The sequence below is a fragment of the Emticicia sp. SJ17W-69 genome, assembly GCF_051209875.1.
Taxonomy (GTDB): domain Bacteria; phylum Bacteroidota; class Bacteroidia; order Cytophagales; family Spirosomataceae; genus Emticicia.
On sequence record NZ_JBNTQY010000001.1, the window covers coordinates 4,169,253 to 4,189,211 of the forward strand.

At 35.3% G+C, this 19,959-nt stretch carries 17 protein-coding genes; 11 read left to right on the top strand and 6 right to left on the bottom strand.

Going from position 1 to position 19,959, the window contains the following annotated elements:
* Nucleotides 1-138: 138 nt before the first annotated feature.
* Nucleotides 139-1,383, bottom strand: a complete 1,245-nt coding sequence (locus tag ACQUQZ_RS16830) for an ABC transporter permease (protein ID WP_435356188.1) — start codon at nt 1,381-1,383, stop codon at nt 139-141.
* A 247-nt stretch (nt 1,384-1,630) separates the two neighbouring features.
* Here ACQUQZ_RS16830 and ggt point away from each other — a divergent pair, with 247 nt between their 5' ends.
* On the top strand, nt 1,631-3,418 hold the full coding sequence (gene ggt, locus ACQUQZ_RS16835) for a gamma-glutamyltransferase (RefSeq protein WP_435356189.1): 1,788 nt from the start codon (nt 1,631-1,633) through the stop codon (nt 3,416-3,418).
* Between the two features lie 246 nt (nt 3,419-3,664).
* On the opposite strand, the gene ACQUQZ_RS16840 is transcribed toward ggt, so the two are convergent.
* On the bottom strand, nt 3,665-4,600 hold the full coding sequence (locus tag ACQUQZ_RS16840) for a CPBP family intramembrane glutamic endopeptidase (RefSeq protein ID WP_435356190.1): 936 nt from the start codon (nt 4,598-4,600) through the stop codon (nt 3,665-3,667).
* A gap of 230 nt (nt 4,601-4,830) precedes the next feature.
* Between ACQUQZ_RS16840 and dusB the strand changes: the two genes are divergently transcribed.
* The 6 genes from dusB to ligA all read left to right on the top strand — a co-directional run bounded on the left by dusB (nt 4,831) and on the right by ligA (nt 11,101).
* Complete coding sequence (dusB, locus tag ACQUQZ_RS16845) at nt 4,831-5,859, top strand: tRNA dihydrouridine synthase DusB (protein ID WP_435356191.1); 1,029 nt, start codon at nt 4,831-4,833, stop codon at nt 5,857-5,859.
* Nucleotides 5,860-5,945: 86 nt separating this feature from the next.
* Nucleotides 5,946-6,836, top strand: a complete 891-nt coding sequence (locus tag ACQUQZ_RS16850; protein ID WP_435356192.1) for a DMT family transporter — start codon at nt 5,946-5,948, stop codon at nt 6,834-6,836.
* Between the two features lie 98 nt (nt 6,837-6,934).
* Nucleotides 6,935-7,429: an acetyl-CoA carboxylase biotin carboxyl carrier protein subunit gene (locus tag ACQUQZ_RS16855; protein WP_435356193.1), complete on the top strand. Its 495-nt coding sequence runs from the start codon at nt 6,935-6,937 to the stop codon at nt 7,427-7,429.
* Between the two features lie 110 nt (nt 7,430-7,539).
* On the top strand, nt 7,540-8,256 hold the full coding sequence (pyrH, locus tag ACQUQZ_RS16860; RefSeq protein ID WP_435356194.1) for a UMP kinase: 717 nt from the start codon (nt 7,540-7,542) through the stop codon (nt 8,254-8,256).
* Between the two features lie 76 nt (nt 8,257-8,332).
* Entirely contained in the window at nt 8,333-8,893 is a 561-nt protein-coding gene (gene frr / locus ACQUQZ_RS16865) for a ribosome recycling factor (protein WP_435356195.1), read from the top strand.
* 147 nt (nt 8,894-9,040) lie between these two features.
* Nucleotides 9,041-11,101: an NAD-dependent DNA ligase LigA gene (ligA, locus tag ACQUQZ_RS16870; protein ID WP_435356196.1), complete on the top strand. Its 2,061-nt coding sequence runs from the start codon at nt 9,041-9,043 to the stop codon at nt 11,099-11,101.
* A gap of 60 nt (nt 11,102-11,161) precedes the next feature.
* On the opposite strand, the gene ACQUQZ_RS16875 is transcribed toward ligA, so the two are convergent.
* A complete protein-coding gene (locus ACQUQZ_RS16875; protein ID WP_435356197.1) occupies nt 11,162-11,500 on the bottom strand; it encodes a transmembrane 220 family protein in 339 nt (112 codons plus the stop codon).
* A gap of 482 nt (nt 11,501-11,982) precedes the next feature.
* Between ACQUQZ_RS16875 and fsa the strand changes: the two genes are divergently transcribed.
* The 3 genes from fsa (at nt 11,983) to ACQUQZ_RS16890 (ending at nt 14,876) form a co-directional block, all read left to right on the top strand.
* Nucleotides 11,983-12,642 carry a fructose-6-phosphate aldolase gene (fsa, locus tag ACQUQZ_RS16880; protein WP_435356198.1) on the top strand — a complete coding sequence of 220 codons (660 nt, stop codon included), beginning with the start codon at nt 11,983-11,985 and terminating at the stop codon, nt 12,640-12,642.
* Between the two features lie 134 nt (nt 12,643-12,776).
* A complete protein-coding gene (locus ACQUQZ_RS16885) occupies nt 12,777-13,457 on the top strand; it encodes a cell division ATP-binding protein FtsE (protein ID WP_435356199.1) in 681 nt (226 codons plus the stop codon).
* Nucleotides 13,458-13,598: 141 nt separating this feature from the next.
* Nucleotides 13,599-14,876: an Hsp70 family protein gene (locus tag ACQUQZ_RS16890; RefSeq protein WP_435356200.1), complete on the top strand. Its 1,278-nt coding sequence runs from the start codon at nt 13,599-13,601 to the stop codon at nt 14,874-14,876.
* Nucleotides 14,877-14,914: 38 nt separating this feature from the next.
* Here ACQUQZ_RS16890 and ACQUQZ_RS16895 read toward each other — a convergent pair whose 3' ends face one another.
* The 3 genes from ACQUQZ_RS16895 to kdsB form a co-directional block, all read right to left on the bottom strand.
* A complete protein-coding gene (locus tag ACQUQZ_RS16895; protein WP_435356201.1) occupies nt 14,915-15,625 on the bottom strand; it encodes a hypothetical protein in 711 nt (236 codons plus the stop codon).
* Between the two features lie 188 nt (nt 15,626-15,813).
* Nucleotides 15,814-17,376: a PglZ domain-containing protein gene (locus tag ACQUQZ_RS16900; RefSeq protein WP_435356202.1), complete on the bottom strand. Its 1,563-nt coding sequence runs from the start codon at nt 17,374-17,376 to the stop codon at nt 15,814-15,816.
* Nucleotides 17,377-17,687: 311 nt separating this feature from the next.
* On the bottom strand, nt 17,688-18,428 hold the full coding sequence (gene kdsB, locus ACQUQZ_RS16905; RefSeq protein ID WP_435356203.1) for a 3-deoxy-manno-octulosonate cytidylyltransferase: 741 nt from the start codon (nt 18,426-18,428) through the stop codon (nt 17,688-17,690).
* A gap of 195 nt (nt 18,429-18,623) precedes the next feature.
* Here kdsB and ACQUQZ_RS16910 point away from each other — a divergent pair, with 195 nt between their 5' ends.
* Nucleotides 18,624-19,691: a LysM peptidoglycan-binding domain-containing protein gene (locus ACQUQZ_RS16910; RefSeq protein WP_435356204.1), complete on the top strand. Its 1,068-nt coding sequence runs from the start codon at nt 18,624-18,626 to the stop codon at nt 19,689-19,691.
* Nucleotides 19,692-19,959: the final 268 nt, after the last annotated feature.

The window sequence follows — 19,959 nt, forward strand, 5'->3', positions numbered from 1 at the left end:
TGAAAACAAATGAGTGAATGAGCGACCGTCGCTCGGTGATTTTTGAATGAGTGAATGATTATTTTTTTCTATTTCATAATCAATTTCATCGCCCAAAATTAATCATTCACGCATTCACTCATTCATTCATTCATAAATTTATTTACTACGAATCGCAATCACAGGATCAAGGCGAGCAGCTTGCCATGCTGGAATGATACCTGAAACTACACCAATAATACTGGCTATAATGATTCCAAAAACAATATTTCCTGAACTTAATACAATATCAAGAGAGCCAAGTGGCATAAAACTCATAAGATAAACTAAGAATATACCAAAAAAACCTCCAATCAAGCAAAGAAATACTGATTCAAACAAAAATTGGAAGAGAATAAAGAAGTTTTTTGCACCCAAAGACTTCTGAATACCAATGATATTTGTTCTTTCTTTGACTGATACAAACATAATATTAGCAATACCAAAACCACCAATTAACAAGGAAAATAGTCCAATAATAAACCCTCCTCCACGAATGGTGCTAAACAATTGACCGAGAGCAGCAGCAGCAGCTTCTGGGCGATTCAAAGCAAAATTATCTTCCTCTGATGGGCGTAACCCTCTTTTTGTTCGCATCAAACCTGTCGTTTCACCTTCCAATTCAAGTAGGCCTTCGTCATCTTCCATGCCTTTTAGTACAATATCGCCATAAGGTTCGCCCGAAGAAAAAATTCGTTTGTGTGCAAGAAAAGGAATAAACACTTTTTGGTCAGGTTCGCCACCAAAGTCAGCAATTTGTTTACCTTTTTTCTCTTGAACTCCAATCACAGTAATATTTTGACCTTTCATTTTGAAAGTCTGCCCAATTGGGTCTGAATCTGGAAACAAAGCCTCTGCAATATCAGCACCTAAAATACCGACATTTCTGCCAGATTCTACTTCTTGTGGAGCAAAATAACGCCCATTTACCACAGGAACTTCCGTAATTTCAGTAAAATCATAAGTAATTCCCTGACATAAGGCATCAATGCTATTATTACCTTTCTTGCACGAAACTCCTCCTGCAAAATCCATCATTGCTACAGCATGGGTATGCTCAAGGTTTTCTTTCAAATACTTAAATTCCTCATATTTCGGCTCTGGTCTTCTAAAATATTTCCACCATGGATAATCACCATTACCAAAAAGCCAGGGCCATTTTTGGACATAAATTACATTACTCCCAATAGAACTTAAACTTCCTTTAATATTAGATTCGAGTGAATCAACCATCGTATATACACCAATGATAGAAAAAATACCAATCGTTACGCCCAAAAGCGATAGAACGGTTCGGAGTAAATTCTCTCGCAAAGCTTGCCCTGCAAAACGAAAACTCTCGAATGTGAGAAAGAAAAATTTCATAAATGCTTAAGACCCCAAAGGGCAATTAATTGAAGGTAATAATTTTACGAAAATAGTAATCTAAAATTAGTTTTCGAAATGAATTTCTCTAATCAGTAGTTTTTAGTAATTTAACGGCAAATTTCAAGGATATGTGGGTGTGGAGCGAACATTCTTTTCGCTATTCTTTCATTCGTTTTAGTTCTAATTGCTTATTTATCACAAATGGCGAACTGAAAGTTCGCCCCACAAAAAATCATCAATAAACATGAAAAAAAACATTTCCCTAATTACCCTCCTTTTACTATTTTTTGCATTTTCCTGCACCAATAAACCAGCCCAAACAACTGATGGCTCTTCTAATAAATCAAAAGATTTATTTGTACTTTTTGAAGAAGACCCCAATCAAAAAACTTTTTTTTCTGACCGAAAAGGTGTAATTGGACAAAACGGTATGGTGGCATCTGCCCATCCAGAAGCTTCGAAAGTGGGCGTAGAAATTATGAAAATGGGAGGAAATGCCATTGATGCTGCAGTAGCTACACATTTTGCATTGGCCGTAGTTTTTCCGTTTGCAGGAAACTTGGGCGGTGGAGGCTTTGCTGTCATTCGTGATAAAAATGGCAAAGCTTATACTTTGGATTTCAGAGAAAAAGCTCCTTTAAAAGCTAATCGAGATATGTATTTAGATGCCAAAGGTGATGTCATTCAAGGTTTAAGTTTGCTCGGACATTTGGCAAGTGGCGTACCTGGTGCAGTCGATGGGATGGTGGAAATTCACAAAAAATTCGGAAAATTATCTTGGGAGAAAGTCATACAACCTGCCATTGATTTAGCTGAGAAAGGTGTTGTTCTCACCGAACGTGAGGCTCTTGGTTTGAATAACAATAAGATAAATTTCAAAAAGGTAAATGGTGAAAATACACCTTATTTCATCAATCCTGAGAATAGAGATTGGGTAAAAGGTGATTTATTGGTTCAAAAAGATTTGGCAAAAACCTTACGAGCTATTCAACAAAAAGGTAGAAACGGCTTTTATGAAGGAGAAGTTGCCGATTTATTAGTCAAAGAAATGGAAAAAGGCGGCGGAATTATTTCTCACCAAGACCTAAAAAAATACCATTCTGCATGGCGTGAACCAATCATAGCAGATTATAAAAACTACAAAATCATTACTATGCCTCCTTCTTCAAGTGGTGGCGTGGCGTTGGTGCAGCTTTTAAGAAGTGTTGAAAAATACCCTTTACGTAAATGGGGTTTTAACTCTGACTCGACCGTACAAGTAATGATAGAAGCCGAACGTCGTGTATATGCCGACCGTGCTAAATGGATGGGCGATATGGATTTTGTAAAAGTGCCAATGAAAGAATTAATGAGTAGAGAATACTTGAAGAAACGTTGGTCAGATTTTGATTTTGCCAAAGCAACCGATAGTAAAGCCATTGATGGTGGAACTGTGCCAGGCTATGAGTCAAACGAAACCACGCATTATTCGGTAGTGGACAAAGAAGGGAATGCTGTTTCGATAACAACAACACTCAATGGTGGTTATGGTAGCAAAGTGGTAGTTGCTGGTGCTGGATTTTTGATGAATAATGAAATGGATGATTTTAGTATCAAAGCTGGCGTACCAAATATGTTTGGTTTGATTGGTAATAAAGCCAATGAAATACAGCCCGAAAAACGGATGCTTTCGTCGATGACACCTACAATCGTAGAAAAAGACGGAAAATTTTTGATGGCAGTAGGCACACCTGGTGGTTCAACGATTATTACGTCGGTTTATCAAACAATTTTGAATGTAATCGAACATGGAATGACCATGCAACAAGCAGTAAATGCCCTGAAATTTCACCATCAATGGCTACCAGACCGCACGGTTTATGAACCAAATGCGTTTAATGAAAAAACTGTAAATGCCTTAAAATCAAGAGGATATATTATTGATGCTCAAAAAGGTACGCTCGGTAGAATGGATTGTATCATGCTCCGCCCTGATGGAACACTCGAAGGTGCCTCTGACCCACGTGCCGATAATACAAGTGTGGGATATTGAGAGTTTAGAGTTCTGAACGGTCCGCCGTGCGGTTTAAAGTTCTGAGGAGTAAAAAAAAAATAACTCAGAATTCAGAACTTTAAACCGCACGGCGGACCGTTCAGAACTCTATTTAATTATTCCTTTCGCTATTAAATACGGTATAATCAACCAAAGCAAACCCTTTATCAAAAAAAAGAAAAAACCAGCCCAACCGAGCCGCTTGAACCATTGCTTAAATTTACTTTGATTTTCCATTACAAAATCTTACGAGTTCTGTGAATCCAATTCTTTTTGCTGCATATAATTCTTGAACAAAAACATCAATCCAATAGTTGCGACCAAAGAAAAAATAACAATCGACATCGGAACATCATCCATGTTTTCAGGGTCTGTCTTAATGATTTTTAAATTATATAAATACATAACGCTTACAGCCAATCCATTGTTGAAAATATGAGCAAATATCGGCACCCAAATATTTCCTGTCCAGTAATATAAATATCCAAATATTACGCCAAGCATCATTCGGGGCAAAATCCCGTAAAATTGGAAGTGAATCGCTGCAAAAATAAATGCTGCTACCCAAATCGCTACATGAATATTTTTAGTACCAAGAAACAATTTTCGCATAATTAATCCTCTAAAAACCAATTCTTCACCGATTCCCGCAATCATAGCAATTACTAAAAAAGCCAATAAAAATTGCCAGAATGAAGTAAAATTTGTAAAAAACTTAGTTGCCTCTGCCAATTTATCTTCCATACCCTTCAAAACTTCTTCTAAACCTTTCAAGGCTTCTGGAAATACAATATTTTGGTTAATTTCCTGTAACCAACCATTAAAACCCATGAAGGCTATTTGAATTAAAACTACCGTCCCAAAAACTTGAAGATGAGGGATGGGTTTGAAATTCAAGTCTTTCCATTGCTTTTTTTCAATGATTCTCCAATAAAACCATGCTGTGCCAACAAAACCTGCAAAAGAACCTAAGCCTTGCCCCAAAATCATTGACAACCAAGCATGAGGTAATTTACTAAAATCACCTCCACTGTTCATCATGTCTTGTAAGGACGCACCAGCCGCTACCATAACCAAAATCTGAATAAGACTTCCAACAAAAAGAAAACCCACTAAAAAAAGTCCAATAATGATTAAAAGCGACGAGGTCGCAGGGTTTTCACGAGAATCAAGAAGTTTCATACTTTATTTTTATGTAATTTTGTGGTAAAAATATTGAGGAATTCTGTTAATCGCAATGTTTTTAGGGCTTTTAGCGATTGGCTATTAGCTTTTAGCTTTCTGAAGAGGGAATTATTAGACGTTTTTTATAGTTAATATTTTAAGAAAAATTGTAAAACAAGGTTCTAACTTGTTCTACTACAAATAGACAAGTTAAAAACTTGTCCTACAAGAGAATCAACAGTAAAAAAATGGTAAAAATAGGCAATATAGAACTGGGTGATTTTCCTCTTTTACTCGCACCGATGGAAGATGTGAGTGACCCACCTTTTCGTTTAGTTTGTAAAGAAAACGGAGCAGATTTGATGTACACAGAATTTATTTCTTCGGAGGGATTGATTCGTAATGCTGCTAAAAGTGTCCATAAATTAGATATTTTCGAGTACGAACGCCCCATTGGGATACAACTTTTTGGGAGTGATGTTGAAACGATGGGTGAGTGTTCACGTATTGCCACTCGTGCAAAACCAGATTTAATTGATATTAATTATGGTTGCCCAGTAAAAAATGTTGCTTGCAAAGGTGCAGGTGCTGCATTGCTACAAGATATTCCCAAAATGGCGGCTATGACTTCAGCTGTCGTAAAAGCTACGCATTTGCCTGTTACGGTAAAAACTCGTTTGGGTTGGAATGAAGAAACCAAAAATGTAGGCGAAGTTGCCGAACGCTTGCAAGATGTTGGTATAAAAGCACTTACAGTTCATGGTCGCACTCGTGCCCAAATGTATAAAGGTGAAGCCGATTGGACATTGATTGCCAAAATCAAAGAAAATCCTCGCATCCATATTCCAATTTTTGGCAATGGAGACATTGATTCGCCCGAAAAAGCTTTAGATTACAAAAATCGTTTTGGGATTGATGGAATCATGATTGGGCGAGCTGCTATTGGCTATCCTTGGATTTTTAATGAAATCAAACATTTTTTCAAAACAGGTGAACATTTGCCTCCACCAAGTATTTCTCAACGAGTAGAAGCAACTCGTAAGCATTTGACTTTTTCAATCAAATGGAAAGGTGATCGACTCGGAATTTTAGAGATGAGAAGGCATTATAGCAATTATTTCAAAGGTTTACCTAATTTTAAAGAATACCGAATGCGATTGGTTTATTCGCTTGATTTTCAAGAAATTTCAGAAATTCTTGATGAAATTGCCCATGTCTTTGATGGCTATTTGCTTGAAAAACAAATTGTCAAAGTTGAATATGCAGGAGTAGATTAAACGTACGACGGAGTTCCTACTCCGTCAAAGACAACGCTGACGGAGTAGGAACTCCGTCGTACAAATACACTTCAAAAACCAAATAAGTGAATAAAAACACATTTACCAGCTCAGAAAATAAAACCCTCGTTTCGTGGTTATTGCTATGTTTACTTGCCATTATGTGGGGTTCATCGTTTATTATTATCAAAAAAAGTCTTGATGCTTTCACCCCCATTCAAATTGGAACCGTCAGAATTATGGCGGCAGGCATTGTTTTTTTGCCGTGGATAATTTCTTCCAGAAAAAAGTATCCTAAAGAAAAAACTAAATATTTCCTTTGGTCAGGTTTACTTGGTTATTTTTTACCCGCTTTCTTATTTGCTTTTGCAGGAAGTAAGATAAACAGTTCATTATCAGGCACTTTAAACTCAGCTACTCCCCTATTTGTATTAATTGTTGGTGCTATCTTTTTTCATCAAATCATCAAGCGTTGGCAAGTAGTTGGTCTTACTTTAGGATTTATTGGAAGCGTTATTTTGGTGCTATCTTCGAGCAAAGATGGGCTTTCATTCAATAATCCTTATGCTCTTTTAATCATTTTAGCTTCTTTGATGTATGGTTTCAATGTCAATATTGTAGGCAAACATTTAAGTGGAATTAATGCCATTTTATTAAGTGCTTGGACACTTTTTAGTGTTGCTATTTTGGCAGGAATTATTCTTTTTTCTACTGATTTTTTATCACGAATCAATGCAGATACTTTAAGTCCTTTGTTGTTGCTTATCCTCTTGGGAGCAATTAATTCGGGGCTTGCTGCGATTATCTTTAATTATATTTTACAGATTTCTTCACCTGTTTTTGCATCATCTGTTACCTATTTGATACCAGTCGTAGCAACACTCATGGGCTTCATTGATGGAGAGTCTATATCATTTTTGCATTATTTTGGTATGACAATCATTTTGGTTGGCGTATATTTGATCAATAAAAAATAGATGTTTGAGATTCGATGCTCGAGGTTTTGGATTCGAGAATTGACAACTGAAATATATTTTCATCAAACATCGAACCTCCAACATCAAACATCTATCAAATGAAAGCAATCATCAACGACAGTAATTTTGAAATTTCGGAAGAAAAAAATCAAATATTAGTGAATAACGAGCCATTTTCTTGGGATTTACGCAAGATTTCTGAAAAAGATTTTCATATTTTAAAAGATAATAAATCATATAATGCCGAACTGGTAGAGGCAAATTATGCTGAAAAAATCTTCAAACTGAAAGTCAATGGTACAATTCATACTGTTAATCTGAAAGATCGTACTGATTTACTTTTAGAAAAAATGGGTATTAATAATACGGCATCCAACAAGCTAAATAATTTGAAAGCTCCTATGCCTGGTTTGATTTTTGAGATGAAAGTAAAAGTGGGTGATGAAGTAAAAAAAGGAGATATTTTACTTATTTTGGTAGCCATGAAAATGGAAAATGCTATCAAAGCAGCAGGGGATGGCATAGTAAAAAGTATCAAAGTGACTATCGGCGAGAGTGTAGAAAAAGGGCAATTGATTATGGAATTTGAGTAAAATAATTTTTCAAGTTGTCCCTCACCCAAACAACAATTCTGAGAATTGTTTTACAAAATTTTCTAAACTTAAAATTTTAAACATAACTTTGCCACAAAATAAATAGCCTAATGTCTGAACTCAAATACAAAAGAATTCTACTCAAACTCAGTGGCGAAGCCCTCAACGGTGGCGACAAAAGCCAAATCATTAACTCCGATATTCTTTCGCAATACGCTCAAGAAATTAAAGCCATTGTAGATGCAGGTTGCCAAGTGGCAATTGTGATTGGTGGTGGAAATATTTTTCGTGGAGCAAGCAAAAGTTCAGGTATTGACCGTGAGCAAGGCGATTACATGGGCATGATTGCTACTGTAATCAATGGCATGGCAGTCCAAAGTTCTTTAGAAAAAGCTGGACTTATCACTCGATTGATGTCAGCAATAAAAATGGAACAAGTTGCCGAACCTTTTATTCGTCGCCGAGCCATCAGACATTTAGAAAAAGGTAGGATTGTAATTTTAGGAGCAGGTACAGGAAATCCTTATTTCTCGACTGATTCGGGTGGAGCTTTGAGAGCCAACGAATTAGGCGTTGATGTACTCTTGAAAGGAACAAGTGTCGATGGTGTTTATACAGCCGACCCAAAGAAAGACCCAACTGCTACCAAATATAGCAAAATTGGATATGACGAAGCCATCAACAAAAACTTAAAAGTAATGGATTTGACGGCTTTTGCACTTTGCAAAGAAAACAAAATGCCAATCATCGTTTTTGATATGAATGTAGAAGGGAATTTGATGAAAGTAGTGAAAGGCGAAGATGTTGGAACTTTGGTAGGAGATTGATTATCAGCAAATTATAAATACAAATAAGACGTTTATAAATCAAAACAATTAATTGATTTTAGAAACATTTTAACAAATGGAAGAAATAGAATTAGTTCTAGATATGTCGAAAGATACGATGGATCGTGCCTTGAAACATACGCAAATTGAACTCTCGAAAATCAGAGCAGGACGTGCCTCTGGTCAAATGCTTGATGGTATTATGGTTGAATATTATGGTTCACCAACCCCTTTGTCTCAAGTTTCATCAATTAGCACACCTGATGCTCGAACAATTTCAATCAAGCCTTTTGAGCGAAAACTCATTAGTGATATCGAACGTGCCATCATTAACTCTAATATTGGCCTTTCTCCTGCGAATGATGGTGATACTATTCGTTTGAATATCCCTCCACTTACAGAAGAGCGTCGTCGAGAATTAGTAAAAAAAGCTAAAAACGAAATAGAAGTGGCTCGTGTCAATATTCGTAAAGTTCGCCAAGAAGCAAACGATGAACTTAGAAAAATTCAAAAAGATGGCGGTTCTGAAGATGAAGTAAAAAAAGCTGAAGAACGAGTACAAAAGATAACTGACAGTTATATTCAAAAAGCTGAACAATTAATGGCTGACAAAGAAAAAGATATTATGAGCGTATAAAGTAACTCGAAGCTCCAGCTTTGTGGTGATAATACAAAAAGCCTGCTCTCAAAAGTGGGCTTTTTTGCTGAAAATTCGGTGCTTATTTTTAACTTTGAATAAAAAAAACTCTATAACCTGTTGGCTATACAACCGACATACTTATATATGAACCCTGCCGAAAGAATCATCGAATTGACCGAAAAGCTCAATTACTTCAATCAACGCTATTATATGGATAGTGTTTCTGAGATTTCTGACCAAGAATTTGATTTATTATTGAAAGAATTAGAAAGTCTCGAATCACAATATCCAGATCTAAAATTACCCGAATCACCGACGCATCGAGTTGGAGGAACGATTACCAAAAACTTTGTCAGCGTTGAGCATCGGTTTCCCATGCTTTCCTTAGCAAATACGTATAACGAACAAGAACTCATTGATTTTGATGAAAGAGTAAGAAAAGGATTGAATGGCGAAGCTTATGAATATATCTGTGAACTAAAATTTGATGGTATTTCACTTTCCTTGACTTATGAAAATGGTGTTTTTGTGCGTGGTGTCACTCGTGGTGATGGTGTTAGAGGTGATGATATAACCAATAATGTAAAAACAATTCGAACGATTCCGTTAAAAGTAAAAACACCAATCACAGGAATTTTTGAAGTGCGTGGCGAAGGTTTTCTTCCTTATACATCATTTGAAAAAATGAATGCAGATGCCGAAGCCGCAGGTGAAGAAAGCTATGCTAATGCCCGAAATGCGGCATCTGGAAGTTTCAAATTGCAAGACTCTGCCGAAGTTGCCCGCCGTGGATTAGACGCTTATGTTTATCAATTCTTGTCTGATGAGGAAGTTTTTACTACGCACGAAGAAAGTCTGGTAGCCCTTAAAAATTTAGGCTTTAATGTTTCACAAACTTGGCAAAAATGTACTGATATTGAGGCTGTTATGGCGTATATCCAGCATTGGGATGAAAAGCGTTTTTCGCTTCCATTGGCTACAGATGGTATCGTTATTAAGCTAAATTCATTTACACAAAGAGAAGAATTAGGTTATACTGCTAAAAGTCCTCGTTGGGCAATTGCTTATAAATATAAAGCTGAATCTAAACCTGCGATTTTAAAAGCCGTAACTTATCAGGTGGGTCGCACTGGAGCCATCACGCCTGTGGCTGAGTTAGATAATGAAAAGCGAAATAATAAAGGCATCCACTTATCTGGAACGACTGTTAAACGTGCCTCTTTACACAATGCCAACGAAATTGAACGACTTGATTTAAGAATTGGGGATACTGTTTTTGTGGAAAAAGGTGGTGAAATCATTCCAAAAGTGACAGGTGTTGATATTTCTAAAAGAGATATGTTTGCCCAGCCGATTGTCTATCCAACCCAATGTCCAGAATGTGGTGCCGAACTTACTCGAAAAGAAGGCGAAGCCAATCATTACTGTCCTAATGATAAAGGTTGCCCACCTCAAATTCGTGGTAAAATTGAGCATTTTATACATCGCAAAGCTATGAATATAGATAGTTTAGGCGAAGGGAAAATCGAATTACTTTATGACAAAGGTTTGGTTAAAGATGTAACCGACCTTTACGATTTGACCTACGAAAAATTATTTGGACTCGAAAAAGTAACCGAAGATGAAATAACTGGAAAGGTCAGAAAGATTGGATTCAAAGAAAAAACAGTTCAAAACATTCTGGAAGGCATCGAAAAATCAAAACAAGTGCCATTCAAACAAGTACTATTTGGTATTGGTATTCGCTATGTTGGAGCAACTGTTGCCGAGAAATTAGCCAGTTTTTTCAAGAATATTGATAATATTAAAAATGCCGATTATGAAACGCTCCGGACTGCTCCAGAAATTGGAGATAAAATTGCTCTGAGTGTGGTAGAATACTTTCAAAATCCTGATAATCAATTATTTATAGAAAAACTAAGATTAGCTGGATTACAATTCTCTGCTCAAGATGAAGTCAAAGAAATTGAAGGTGATAGTTTAATTGGTAAAACTTTTCTTTATACTGGTACTTTTGCCAATTTTGAACGTGAAGCCCTCGAACAAAAAATTGAAGCCAATGGCGGAAAAGTAGTCAGTGGTGTTTCAGGAAAATTAGATTTCTTAATTGTCGGAGAGAAACCTGGATCTTCTAAAATTGAAAAAGCAAAAAAACTCAATGTAAAAATGATTTCTGAAGATGAGTTTTTGGCGATGTTAGGGTGATTTTTTAAAGTTAAAACCTTACAGGTCTGAAAAAGACCTGCAAGGTTTTATAAAGTAATATTAATTCTTTAAAGCAGCACAAACCCACATTGCAATTGTGCAACAACCCAATCCGAGCGACTCTCTTCCCAATTCAATATTTAGGGTTTTCATGCCTAATTGATTCAACAAAACGCCTTCCCATGCTGGCGGAAATTGATTAATGGCCCACATCAAAAACAACAAGCCGACTGTAAAATACATTACCTTTTCGCCTTTCCCTTGTAATTTATAATAACATAAAAAAACTGGAATCAAATAGGTGGGAATCCAAACATAGGGGTCTGGGTCATTGTATTGAACACCTGTAAAATACAAAAACACAATAATAAAAAACCAAAGAACAACTTTTTGTATCATAATATATTAGATTGAGGTTAGGAATATTTTTCAACGCAAATCAAAAAAAGTTTTGAGACAAATACATCAATTCTTTATTTATTTTTCTTGATTTTTCGTTCCTATAACTCACTGGTTATAAGTTCTTTATTTTCGCAAAAGAAGCTTTTTTAAAACAATATAAAAATGATTTGAATCACTTTTTTATTATTCAAAGATAATACTTAAAAATCCTAAAGAGAGTAATAAATTACTTAATTTAAAAAAAACCTTTGCTGTCGTATCAAATTTTTCTTACCTTTGTACTGGCAAATTACCAGCTCCTGCTGAATCCCCCAGGTCTTGACCGAAGCAAGGGTACTGTGGTTGAGCGGTGAATTTGCCTTTTTTTTTGATATTTCTGCATCTAAATATAAAGCAGTTTTCTTGTTTTTAATATACCCCAAAACTTGAAAACTCCTAACAAAAATCCCCTTTAAGGGGCTGGGGGTGTGTCTAATTCCATGAAATTTTTTATTGATACTGCTTCGCTCAAAGACATTCAAGAAGCACAAGACCTTGGTGTTCTTGATGGTGTTACAACCAATCCTTCGCTTATGGCAAAGGAAGGCATTGCAGGTAAAAACAATATCTTACGTCATTATAAAGCTATTTGTGAAATTGTTGATGGCGATGTAAGTGCTGAAGTTATCTCAACTGATTTTGCAGGAATGATTGCCGAAGGTGAAGAATTGGCAGAAATTGATGAGCAAATCGTTGTAAAAGTGCCGATGATTAAAGACGGGATCAAAGCGATCAAATATTTTTCAGAAAGAGGGATTAAAACAAACTGTACTTTAGTATTTTCGGCAGGCCAAGCTCTTTTAGCTGCTAAAGCTGGTGCTACATACGTTTCCCCTTTTGTAGGCCGTTTGGATGATATTTCATCTGACGGTATGATTTTGATTGAAGACATCCGACAAATTTATGATAATTATGGCTTCGAAACACAGATTTTAGCTGCTTCTGTTCGTCATCCATTACATATCATTCAGTGTGCAAAATTAGGTGCTGATGTAATGACAGGCCCACTTTCAGCTATTCTTGCCTTATTGAATCATCCTTTAACTGATACAGGCTTAGCTAAATTCTTAGCCGATTTTGCTAAAGCAAACGAAAAATAATTTTTTTAGTTCTGAGTTCTGAATTCTGAGTTATTCTCCGCTCAAGTAATGAATTTTGAATAGTTTTCTAAAAATAATTCTGAGAAGATTTGGTATTTTTAACTCAGAACTCAGAACTTATAATTCAGAACTCCATGGATTCCGTTATTTCACTTCAAAATGCTTTTATTTACCAACGTGAACAATTGGTATTATCAGGTGTAAGTTTTAGTATCCAAAAAGGTGAATTCGTTTATTTAATTGGACGAACGGGTAGTGGTAAATCTTCTCTATTACAAACACTCTACGCCGACCTATGGCTGGAAAAAGGTAGTGGCATAGTGGCTGGTTATGAACTTCATGCCCTTAAGCGTTCACAAATACCTTATCTGAGAAGAAATATTGGCATTGTCTTTCAAGACTTTCAATTACTAAGTGATAGAAATATTGAAAATAATCTTCGTTTCTATCTTAAAGCAATGGGTTGGAAAGAAAAAAGCGAGATGGATGAGCGAATTTTGGAAGTATTGAATTTAGTAAGTTTACCTCATATTCTTGAAAAAATGCCTCATCAGCTTTCTGGTGGTGAGCAACAACGAGTAGGTATTGCAAGAGCCTTGCTTAATAAACCAGACATTATTCTTGCAGATGAACCAACGGGTAATCTTGACCCCGAAATGTCAGTCGAAATTCTAAAACTTTTCCTCGATATCAATAAGAAATCAAATACTGCTGTGTTGATGGCAACGCATGATTTTGAATTGATTGAACGCTTCCCTCATCGCACACTCTATTGTGACAAAGGCGAACTACGAGATTTAACTGAAAGTTTATAATTATTTTTTTTGAAATTACTACCCAAACTTGGCGTTTTTAGCTTTACCTAATTATTTCAACTAATCATTGATTTATTGGTTTCAAGCTGAAACCATTTCTGCTTGTCGTCTGTTATATCAAGCCACTATTAAAAATAAAGCATGAGTAAATTTATTTATGGGATTGACTTTGGCACTACCAATTCAGCCTTAGCTATCCTTGATACCGATTCCAATCATTTAGTCAAACTTTTCACAATACCTTCTTTATTATTTTTCCCTGAGCCAACCAAGCCTAAAGAAATCGTCATTCCAACTGTTGGTAATGATGCCATTTCTCTCTATGTGCAAAATCGGATGCGAGGCAGATTTATGAAATCTATCAAAAAGGTTTTACCTAACAAAAGTTTTATAGATACAAAAATTGGGTCGAAAAGTTATCGTGCAGAAGATTTAGTAGCATTGATATTGATACATTTGAAAAAAATGGCTGATGATTTTATTGGAGAAAACATTACTACGGCAGTGATTGGTAGGCCTGTTGTTTTTGACGAAAATCCAGAAAAAGATGCTTTGGCACAAGAACGCTTATCGAAAGCAGCAAAAATTGCAGGCTTTGAAGATTTCTTTTTTCAAATGGAGCCTATTGGTGCAGCATTTACTTATGAGCGGCAGATCACAAAACAAGAGTTGGTCTTGGTTGCCGATTTTGGGGGTGGAACTTCTGATTTTTCATTAATGCAATTAAATCCAGACGCCATTCATAAAGCCGATAGACAGGCCGATATGCTTGCACAAGGTGGTATTTATATCGGTGGTGATAGTTTTGATTCAGATATTATGTGGACTAAAGGAACGCCACATTTTGGTAGAGGTGTAAAAGAAGAATTTACCCCTGGCAAACCATTAGATTTACCACTTTCTTACTTCCATAATATTTGTTCATGGGAAAGAATGAACTTTTTAGATTCTTTGCGTATGCGAATCAGTATCGCCAAGTCTTATAATTTTTCAGGAAAAGATTATCGTGTAAAAAACCTTCAAACGCTCATTGAAGATAATTTAGGATATGTACTTTTTAAGCAAATAGAAAAAGTTAAAATTGACCTTACTGTTATTGATAATGCAGTTTTTGAATTTAATGAACATGAAATTAGTATCAATGAACCAATTTCTATCCAAGAGCTCCAAGATGAAATCATTGATAAAAATGTAGAAAAAATTGAAAATTACCTCCAAGAGTTTTTAGACCTAAATAAGATTAACAACAAAGATATTGACGTAGTTTTTATGACAGGTGGTACCTCAATGGTAAGGCCATTAAGAAATATTTTCATGAAGCGATTTGGCGAAAACAATATTAAATCAGGAGATAATTTTAATAGTGTAGCTATGGGTTTGGCATATAGTTATAAAATGTTGGCTGAGGCAGTTGTATAAAATATTGAAAGGTATAAATTATATGTATTTCATCAATTTTACATAAATCCAGTGAGACCAATTTTTATAACAATCTGGTTGGTAGGTGTAACAATTTGTTTGTAGGAAACTACATAAGCACTATTAATAATGACAGAGTTTCGTTTGATTAATTTCGTAGGGTCGGCTTGCTGGTAGTATAAACCTATATCAAGATAACTATTTTTTAGCTGTCCAAATAACTTTATACCGAGACCCACACCAAAACCATAGTTCGGGACGATTTTACTAAAGCCTTCATAGGTTTGTCTTTCGTCCTGACTAATCTGTTCTATCACATTCGTTTTTATCAATTTCCCTCCCAAAAAAGCATCTGCATAAGGGTTAAATTTTGAACTCCATAAAATTGGACGATAACGAGCAACTCCATTCAACCAATAAGAGTTATTAGTGACAAAAAAATTGCCTTGAGCATTGAGGGTTAGTTCATCTCTCCCATCAGATTGAAAACCTACTTCTGCTCCATAAAACACTGGCGAGGCTCTTTTTCTTTTATATGGGTTCATCAATCCTCCCAAAACTAAACCTCCTTTTGTACCGCCTTTATTGGCATCTTTCAGAACAGTTTGGTATTTACCAATCGCATTTCCAAGATTGAGTGAAAGATACCATGAATATTGATCTTCGAGATATTTTGGTGTTTTTTCTTGAGCAAATGACCTAATAGCAAACAGGTTGACTATAATTATTAAACTTAAAAGTCTTTTCATGTTTAAAGAGAGTATAAGTTTGGGTATAGGATTTAGGATGTAGGAATTAGGTTTTAAGGATTGTGTGAAAATTTTTGTTTGCAATTAAAACTCGCTTTAGAAAACCTTAGCTATTACCAAATGAATAGTAAATAAAACCAAATTCCTACATCCCTAATACCTAATACCTACATTCTAATTCCTAAAACCTACTTAGCTGTTAAATAAGCAAATGGCACAATCATTTCTTCGATGGAAATTCCTCCATGCTGAAAAGTATCACGGTAATGACTCACATAATGATTATAATTATTGGGGTAAGCGAAGAAATAATCTTCCATTGTAAAGAAATAAGCGGTCGAAATATTGGGCTTTGGAAGCATAAATGTTTCGGGTTTTCTTACCACCAAAATATGGTCAGCTTTATCATCAAGGTTCAGATTTTTTCCCTGCTTATATCTTAGATTTGTATTCACATTTCTATCGCCAACAATTCTTTTTGGATGTTTCACCCTAATCATTCCGTGATCGGTAGTAATCACTAAGCGTCCTTTTTTCTCAGCAATTTTCTTCAATAAATCTAATAAAGGTGAATGTTCGAGCCAAGATTTAGTAATCGAACGGTAAGCCGATTCATCAGGAGCTAATTCCTTTATCATACCCATTTCGGTACGTGAATGTGAAAGCATATCAACAAAATTATAAACCACCACATTCAACTGGTTTTTCAATAGATTATTGAAATTATCTACCAAACTTTTCCCTTGATTGATATTTAAAATCTTGTTGTAAGAGAACGTGATATTCAAGCGATTTTTATCAATTTGACGTTTCAAGAAATCAGCCTCGTGATTATTCAAGGCATCTTCGTTTTCTCCTTCATCATTTACCCAAATATCAGGATGAAACTTAGCCATGTCTGAAGGCATCATTCCTGAAAAAATGGCATTTCGTGCATAAGAAGTAGCTGTTGGTAAAATAGCATAATAATCACTTTCTTCTTCAACATTAAAGTAATCAGTTATGACTTCTTCGATTACCTTCCATTGGTCATAACGTAAGTTATCAATCAGTAAAAAGAAAAGGGGAGAATCATTTTTTACCAAAGGAAATACTTTGGTTTTCATTAATTGATGAGAAAGCAGAGGTTTATCAGCTTTAGGATCGCTGAGCCAATCTTCGTAGTTTTCCTCTATAAACTTACAAAAATTTGAATTGGCTTCTGCTTTTTGCATAGAAAAAACCTCTTCCATGCTTTTATCATCTGATTTATCAAGCTGTAACTCCCAGAATATCAGTTTTTTATAAATTTCTGACCATTCTTCATGTCCAATCCTGTCATTATATTGCATGGCAAGATTACGAAAATCTTGTTGGTAGCCTAAATTCGTTTTCTCTGAAATCAAGCGTTTATTATCCAATATTTTCTTAACTGATAATAAAATTTGGTTTGGATTGATAGGTTTTATCAAATAATCAGCGATTTGTGAACCAATGGCATCTTCCATGATTCGCTCTTCTTCTGACTTTGTAATCATCACTACTGGTAAATTGGGTTTCAAAACCTTAATTTTTGAAAGTGTTTCCAAACCTGTCATTCCAGGCATCATTTCATCTAAAAACACTACATCAAATCTCTCGGTTTCGACCTTATCGAGGGCGTCAGCACCACTTGGAACAGGGGTAACATCATACCCTTTGGCTTGTAAAAATATTATATATGGTTTCAATAAATCAATTTCGTCGTCGGCCCAGAGAATATTATATCGCATAAGATAGTGTGTTTTTACACAATTTAGAATGAAGAATTATAAAATAACATTTGTTTTAACACCAAGTTTAGATGTAAAACTAAATATTTTAATCTAACGGAAGAAAGGCAAGTTTGTTGCTTTTTATGAATTGAAGAATTCCCGAATAAATATATTATTATGATAAAACATTGATAGGCAATATTTTATCATAATCGTTTTTAACAAATTTTATAAAATATCCAGCAAAAAACAAGTCACTTAAATTTCATATACCCACAAATATATTTGCAACTGTCCATATTGCAAACGAAACTTAATACAATTAAAATTTAAATAATCTCTTTCAATTTTTCTAAATCTTCAACTGTGTCAACACCAATGCTTTCATATTCTGTTACAATAGCATAAATCTTATATCCATAACCTAACCATCTCAATTGTTCCAGTTTTTCAGTATTTTCTAATGGAGAAGTCGGAATATGTGAAATTTGCTCTAAAACATCGCTTCGATAAGCATAAAGACCAATATGTTTATAAAAATCGGCATGGTCGAGCCACGTTTCTGGTTCAAAACCTCTGACATAAGGAACAGTTTGGCGACTAAAATACAAACATTGCTTTCGCATAGTAAGTACTGCTTTTACAACATTTGGGTCGAAAAGTGTTTGATAGTCTTTAATTTTTTTCACTGCCGTTGCAATCTCGGTTTTGAAATCCAGCAAGGTGGTTAATTGGTCAATAATCTCAGGCTCAATGAAAGGTTCATCGCCTTGTATATTGACAACATAATCATATTTACTTGTCCCTCCTGCCTTCTGAAACGCCTCAAAGCAGCGGTCTGTACCACTTGGGTGGTTTTCTGCGGTCATCACGGCATCGCCTCCAAACGACATAACATGACTTAAAATCCGAGCATCATCAGTAGCGACCACAACTTTACTTAGGCTTTTAGCTTTCAGTGCCTGTTCATAAACTCGCTGAATCATACTTTTGCCTCCAATATCAGCCAACGGCTTGCCTGGAAAGCGGCTTGATGCAAATCTTGCTGGAATAATTCCAAGAATTTTCATGGGTTTTGTTATAATGATTGGGCGAATTTACACGAAAAAAAAAATATATACGTTAATCTGTCACAGAATCATTAAATTTGCATGAATTTGAATTCAAATGTGCAGTTTTGAAATGATTTTTTGATCCAAACTTCAACTTTGCACTCCTCAAATTTCATATCTTTACAACAATTCATTTACAATCACTTGACTATTATGTTAAGATATTTTTGCCTAACGGCAGTTTTTGTGCTTTTCCTGACAGATGCTTTTAGTACCCCCCTTGATTCGCTTGGAATTGAGAAAAAAAATGGAAAGATTTTTGTTCAATATAGAGTTGAACAAGGCGAAACACTTTATTCAATCTTAAAAAGGTATAATTGCTCGGAAAAAGATTTTTTTGATGCTAATACTACATTTAAAAAAGGGAATACGATTGGTGCTGACCAAGTAATTGAGATACCCATCAAAATTAAAGGTAAAAGTGTTCCACGCCCAAGGGTAGTAGAAATCATTCCAGCTCCAACTACTGAAACGCTCTCCAAAGGAACTATTGACGAAAATGGTATTGAAGTTGTTGATATTCCAGAAGCTACTCCAAAAGAGCAGCCGATTAGCACTCCACCAACCAAACCTATTATTCCAAAAGGGGATTTGATAAAAAAAGATTCTTCAAAAAAAGTAATCGTTGCCAAAACGCCAATTAAAGGAAAAAATCATGTCGTTAGCTCTGGCGAAAATCTATTTTCGATTGCTAAAAGCTATGGATTAAAAGCTTGGCAACTCAGAGAATGGAATAATCTTAAAACCGATGCTTTACGCATCAATCAAGTATTAATTGTAGAAAAACCTGTCAATTTTGTTGCAAAAGCAGTAAAAAAAGACACTTTAAAACCAAAATCTGTGCAAGTGCAAGCTCCAGCAGGCGATATCAGTAAAGAAAAAAATACACCAATTGTCAATAAGCCTGTCACAACTATCAAACCTCAAGCACCTGTACCGAATGCTCCAGGTGGAAAGAAGTTTTCAGAACAAGGCATTGCAGAAGTGATTGATGCAGGCTCAACAACCAATAAATTTTTAGCATTGCATCGTTCAGCTCCTATTGGAACACTCATCAAAGTTGCCAATCAAGCCAATGGACAAAGTGTTTGGGTAAAAGTAATCGGAAAATTGAGCAGTTCGGGCGATGTTATTATCAAGATTTCTCCAAAAGCATTTGAAAAGTTATCTCCAAAAGATAAACGAATCAGGGCTGATTTGAGTTATAGTGTGAGTAATTAGGTGATGGGGATTTAGGTCGAAATCGCTCGTACGATTAACAATTTTCAAAATATACAAAAAAGTAAATAGCTCAAAGCCTAATGCTTATGGCTAAAGAATTATGCAAACAAAATCAAAAATTTGGACTGTTGTTTTTGCCATTTTATATCCTTTTATTACTGTCTTTGGCTTTTTATTTACAGCAATCTTGGCTGTTTTTTCTTGGATTTCAAATGCTTTAGTTTTTTTGTTGAAAAAGATAAAAAAGTAGATTTATAAATTATATAGA

Bases quoted from the DNA above. Each gene is read 5' to 3' on its own strand.
- ACQUQZ_RS16830 (WP_435356188.1), bottom strand. From the start codon at position 1,383: ATGAAATTTTTCTTTCTCACATTCGAGAGTTTTCGTTTTGCAGGGCAA.
- ggt (WP_435356189.1), top strand. From the start codon at position 1,631: ATGAAAAAAAACATTTCCCTAATTACCCTCCTTTTACTATTTTTTGCA.
- ACQUQZ_RS16840 (WP_435356190.1), bottom strand. From the start codon at position 4,600: ATGAAACTTCTTGATTCTCGTGAAAACCCTGCGACCTCGTCGCTTTTA.
- dusB (WP_435356191.1), top strand. From the start codon at position 4,831: ATGGTAAAAATAGGCAATATAGAACTGGGTGATTTTCCTCTTTTACTC.
- ACQUQZ_RS16855 (WP_435356193.1), top strand. From the start codon at position 6,935: ATGAAAGCAATCATCAACGACAGTAATTTTGAAATTTCGGAAGAAAAA.
- pyrH (WP_435356194.1), top strand. From the start codon at position 7,540: ATGTCTGAACTCAAATACAAAAGAATTCTACTCAAACTCAGTGGCGAA.
- frr (WP_435356195.1), top strand. From the start codon at position 8,333: ATGGAAGAAATAGAATTAGTTCTAGATATGTCGAAAGATACGATGGAT.
- ligA (WP_435356196.1), top strand. From the start codon at position 9,041: ATGAACCCTGCCGAAAGAATCATCGAATTGACCGAAAAGCTCAATTAC.
- ACQUQZ_RS16875 (WP_435356197.1), bottom strand. From the start codon at position 11,500: ATGATACAAAAAGTTGTTCTTTGGTTTTTTATTATTGTGTTTTTGTAT.
- fsa (WP_435356198.1), top strand. From the start codon at position 11,983: ATGAAATTTTTTATTGATACTGCTTCGCTCAAAGACATTCAAGAAGCA.
- ACQUQZ_RS16885 (WP_435356199.1), top strand. From the start codon at position 12,777: ATGGATTCCGTTATTTCACTTCAAAATGCTTTTATTTACCAACGTGAA.
- ACQUQZ_RS16890 (WP_435356200.1), top strand. From the start codon at position 13,599: ATGAGTAAATTTATTTATGGGATTGACTTTGGCACTACCAATTCAGCC.
- ACQUQZ_RS16895 (WP_435356201.1), bottom strand. From the start codon at position 15,625: ATGAAAAGACTTTTAAGTTTAATAATTATAGTCAACCTGTTTGCTATT.
- ACQUQZ_RS16900 (WP_435356202.1), bottom strand. From the start codon at position 17,376: ATGCGATATAATATTCTCTGGGCCGACGACGAAATTGATTTATTGAAA.
- kdsB (WP_435356203.1), bottom strand. From the start codon at position 18,428: ATGAAAATTCTTGGAATTATTCCAGCAAGATTTGCATCAAGCCGCTTT.
- ACQUQZ_RS16910 (WP_435356204.1), top strand. From the start codon at position 18,624: ATGTTAAGATATTTTTGCCTAACGGCAGTTTTTGTGCTTTTCCTGACA.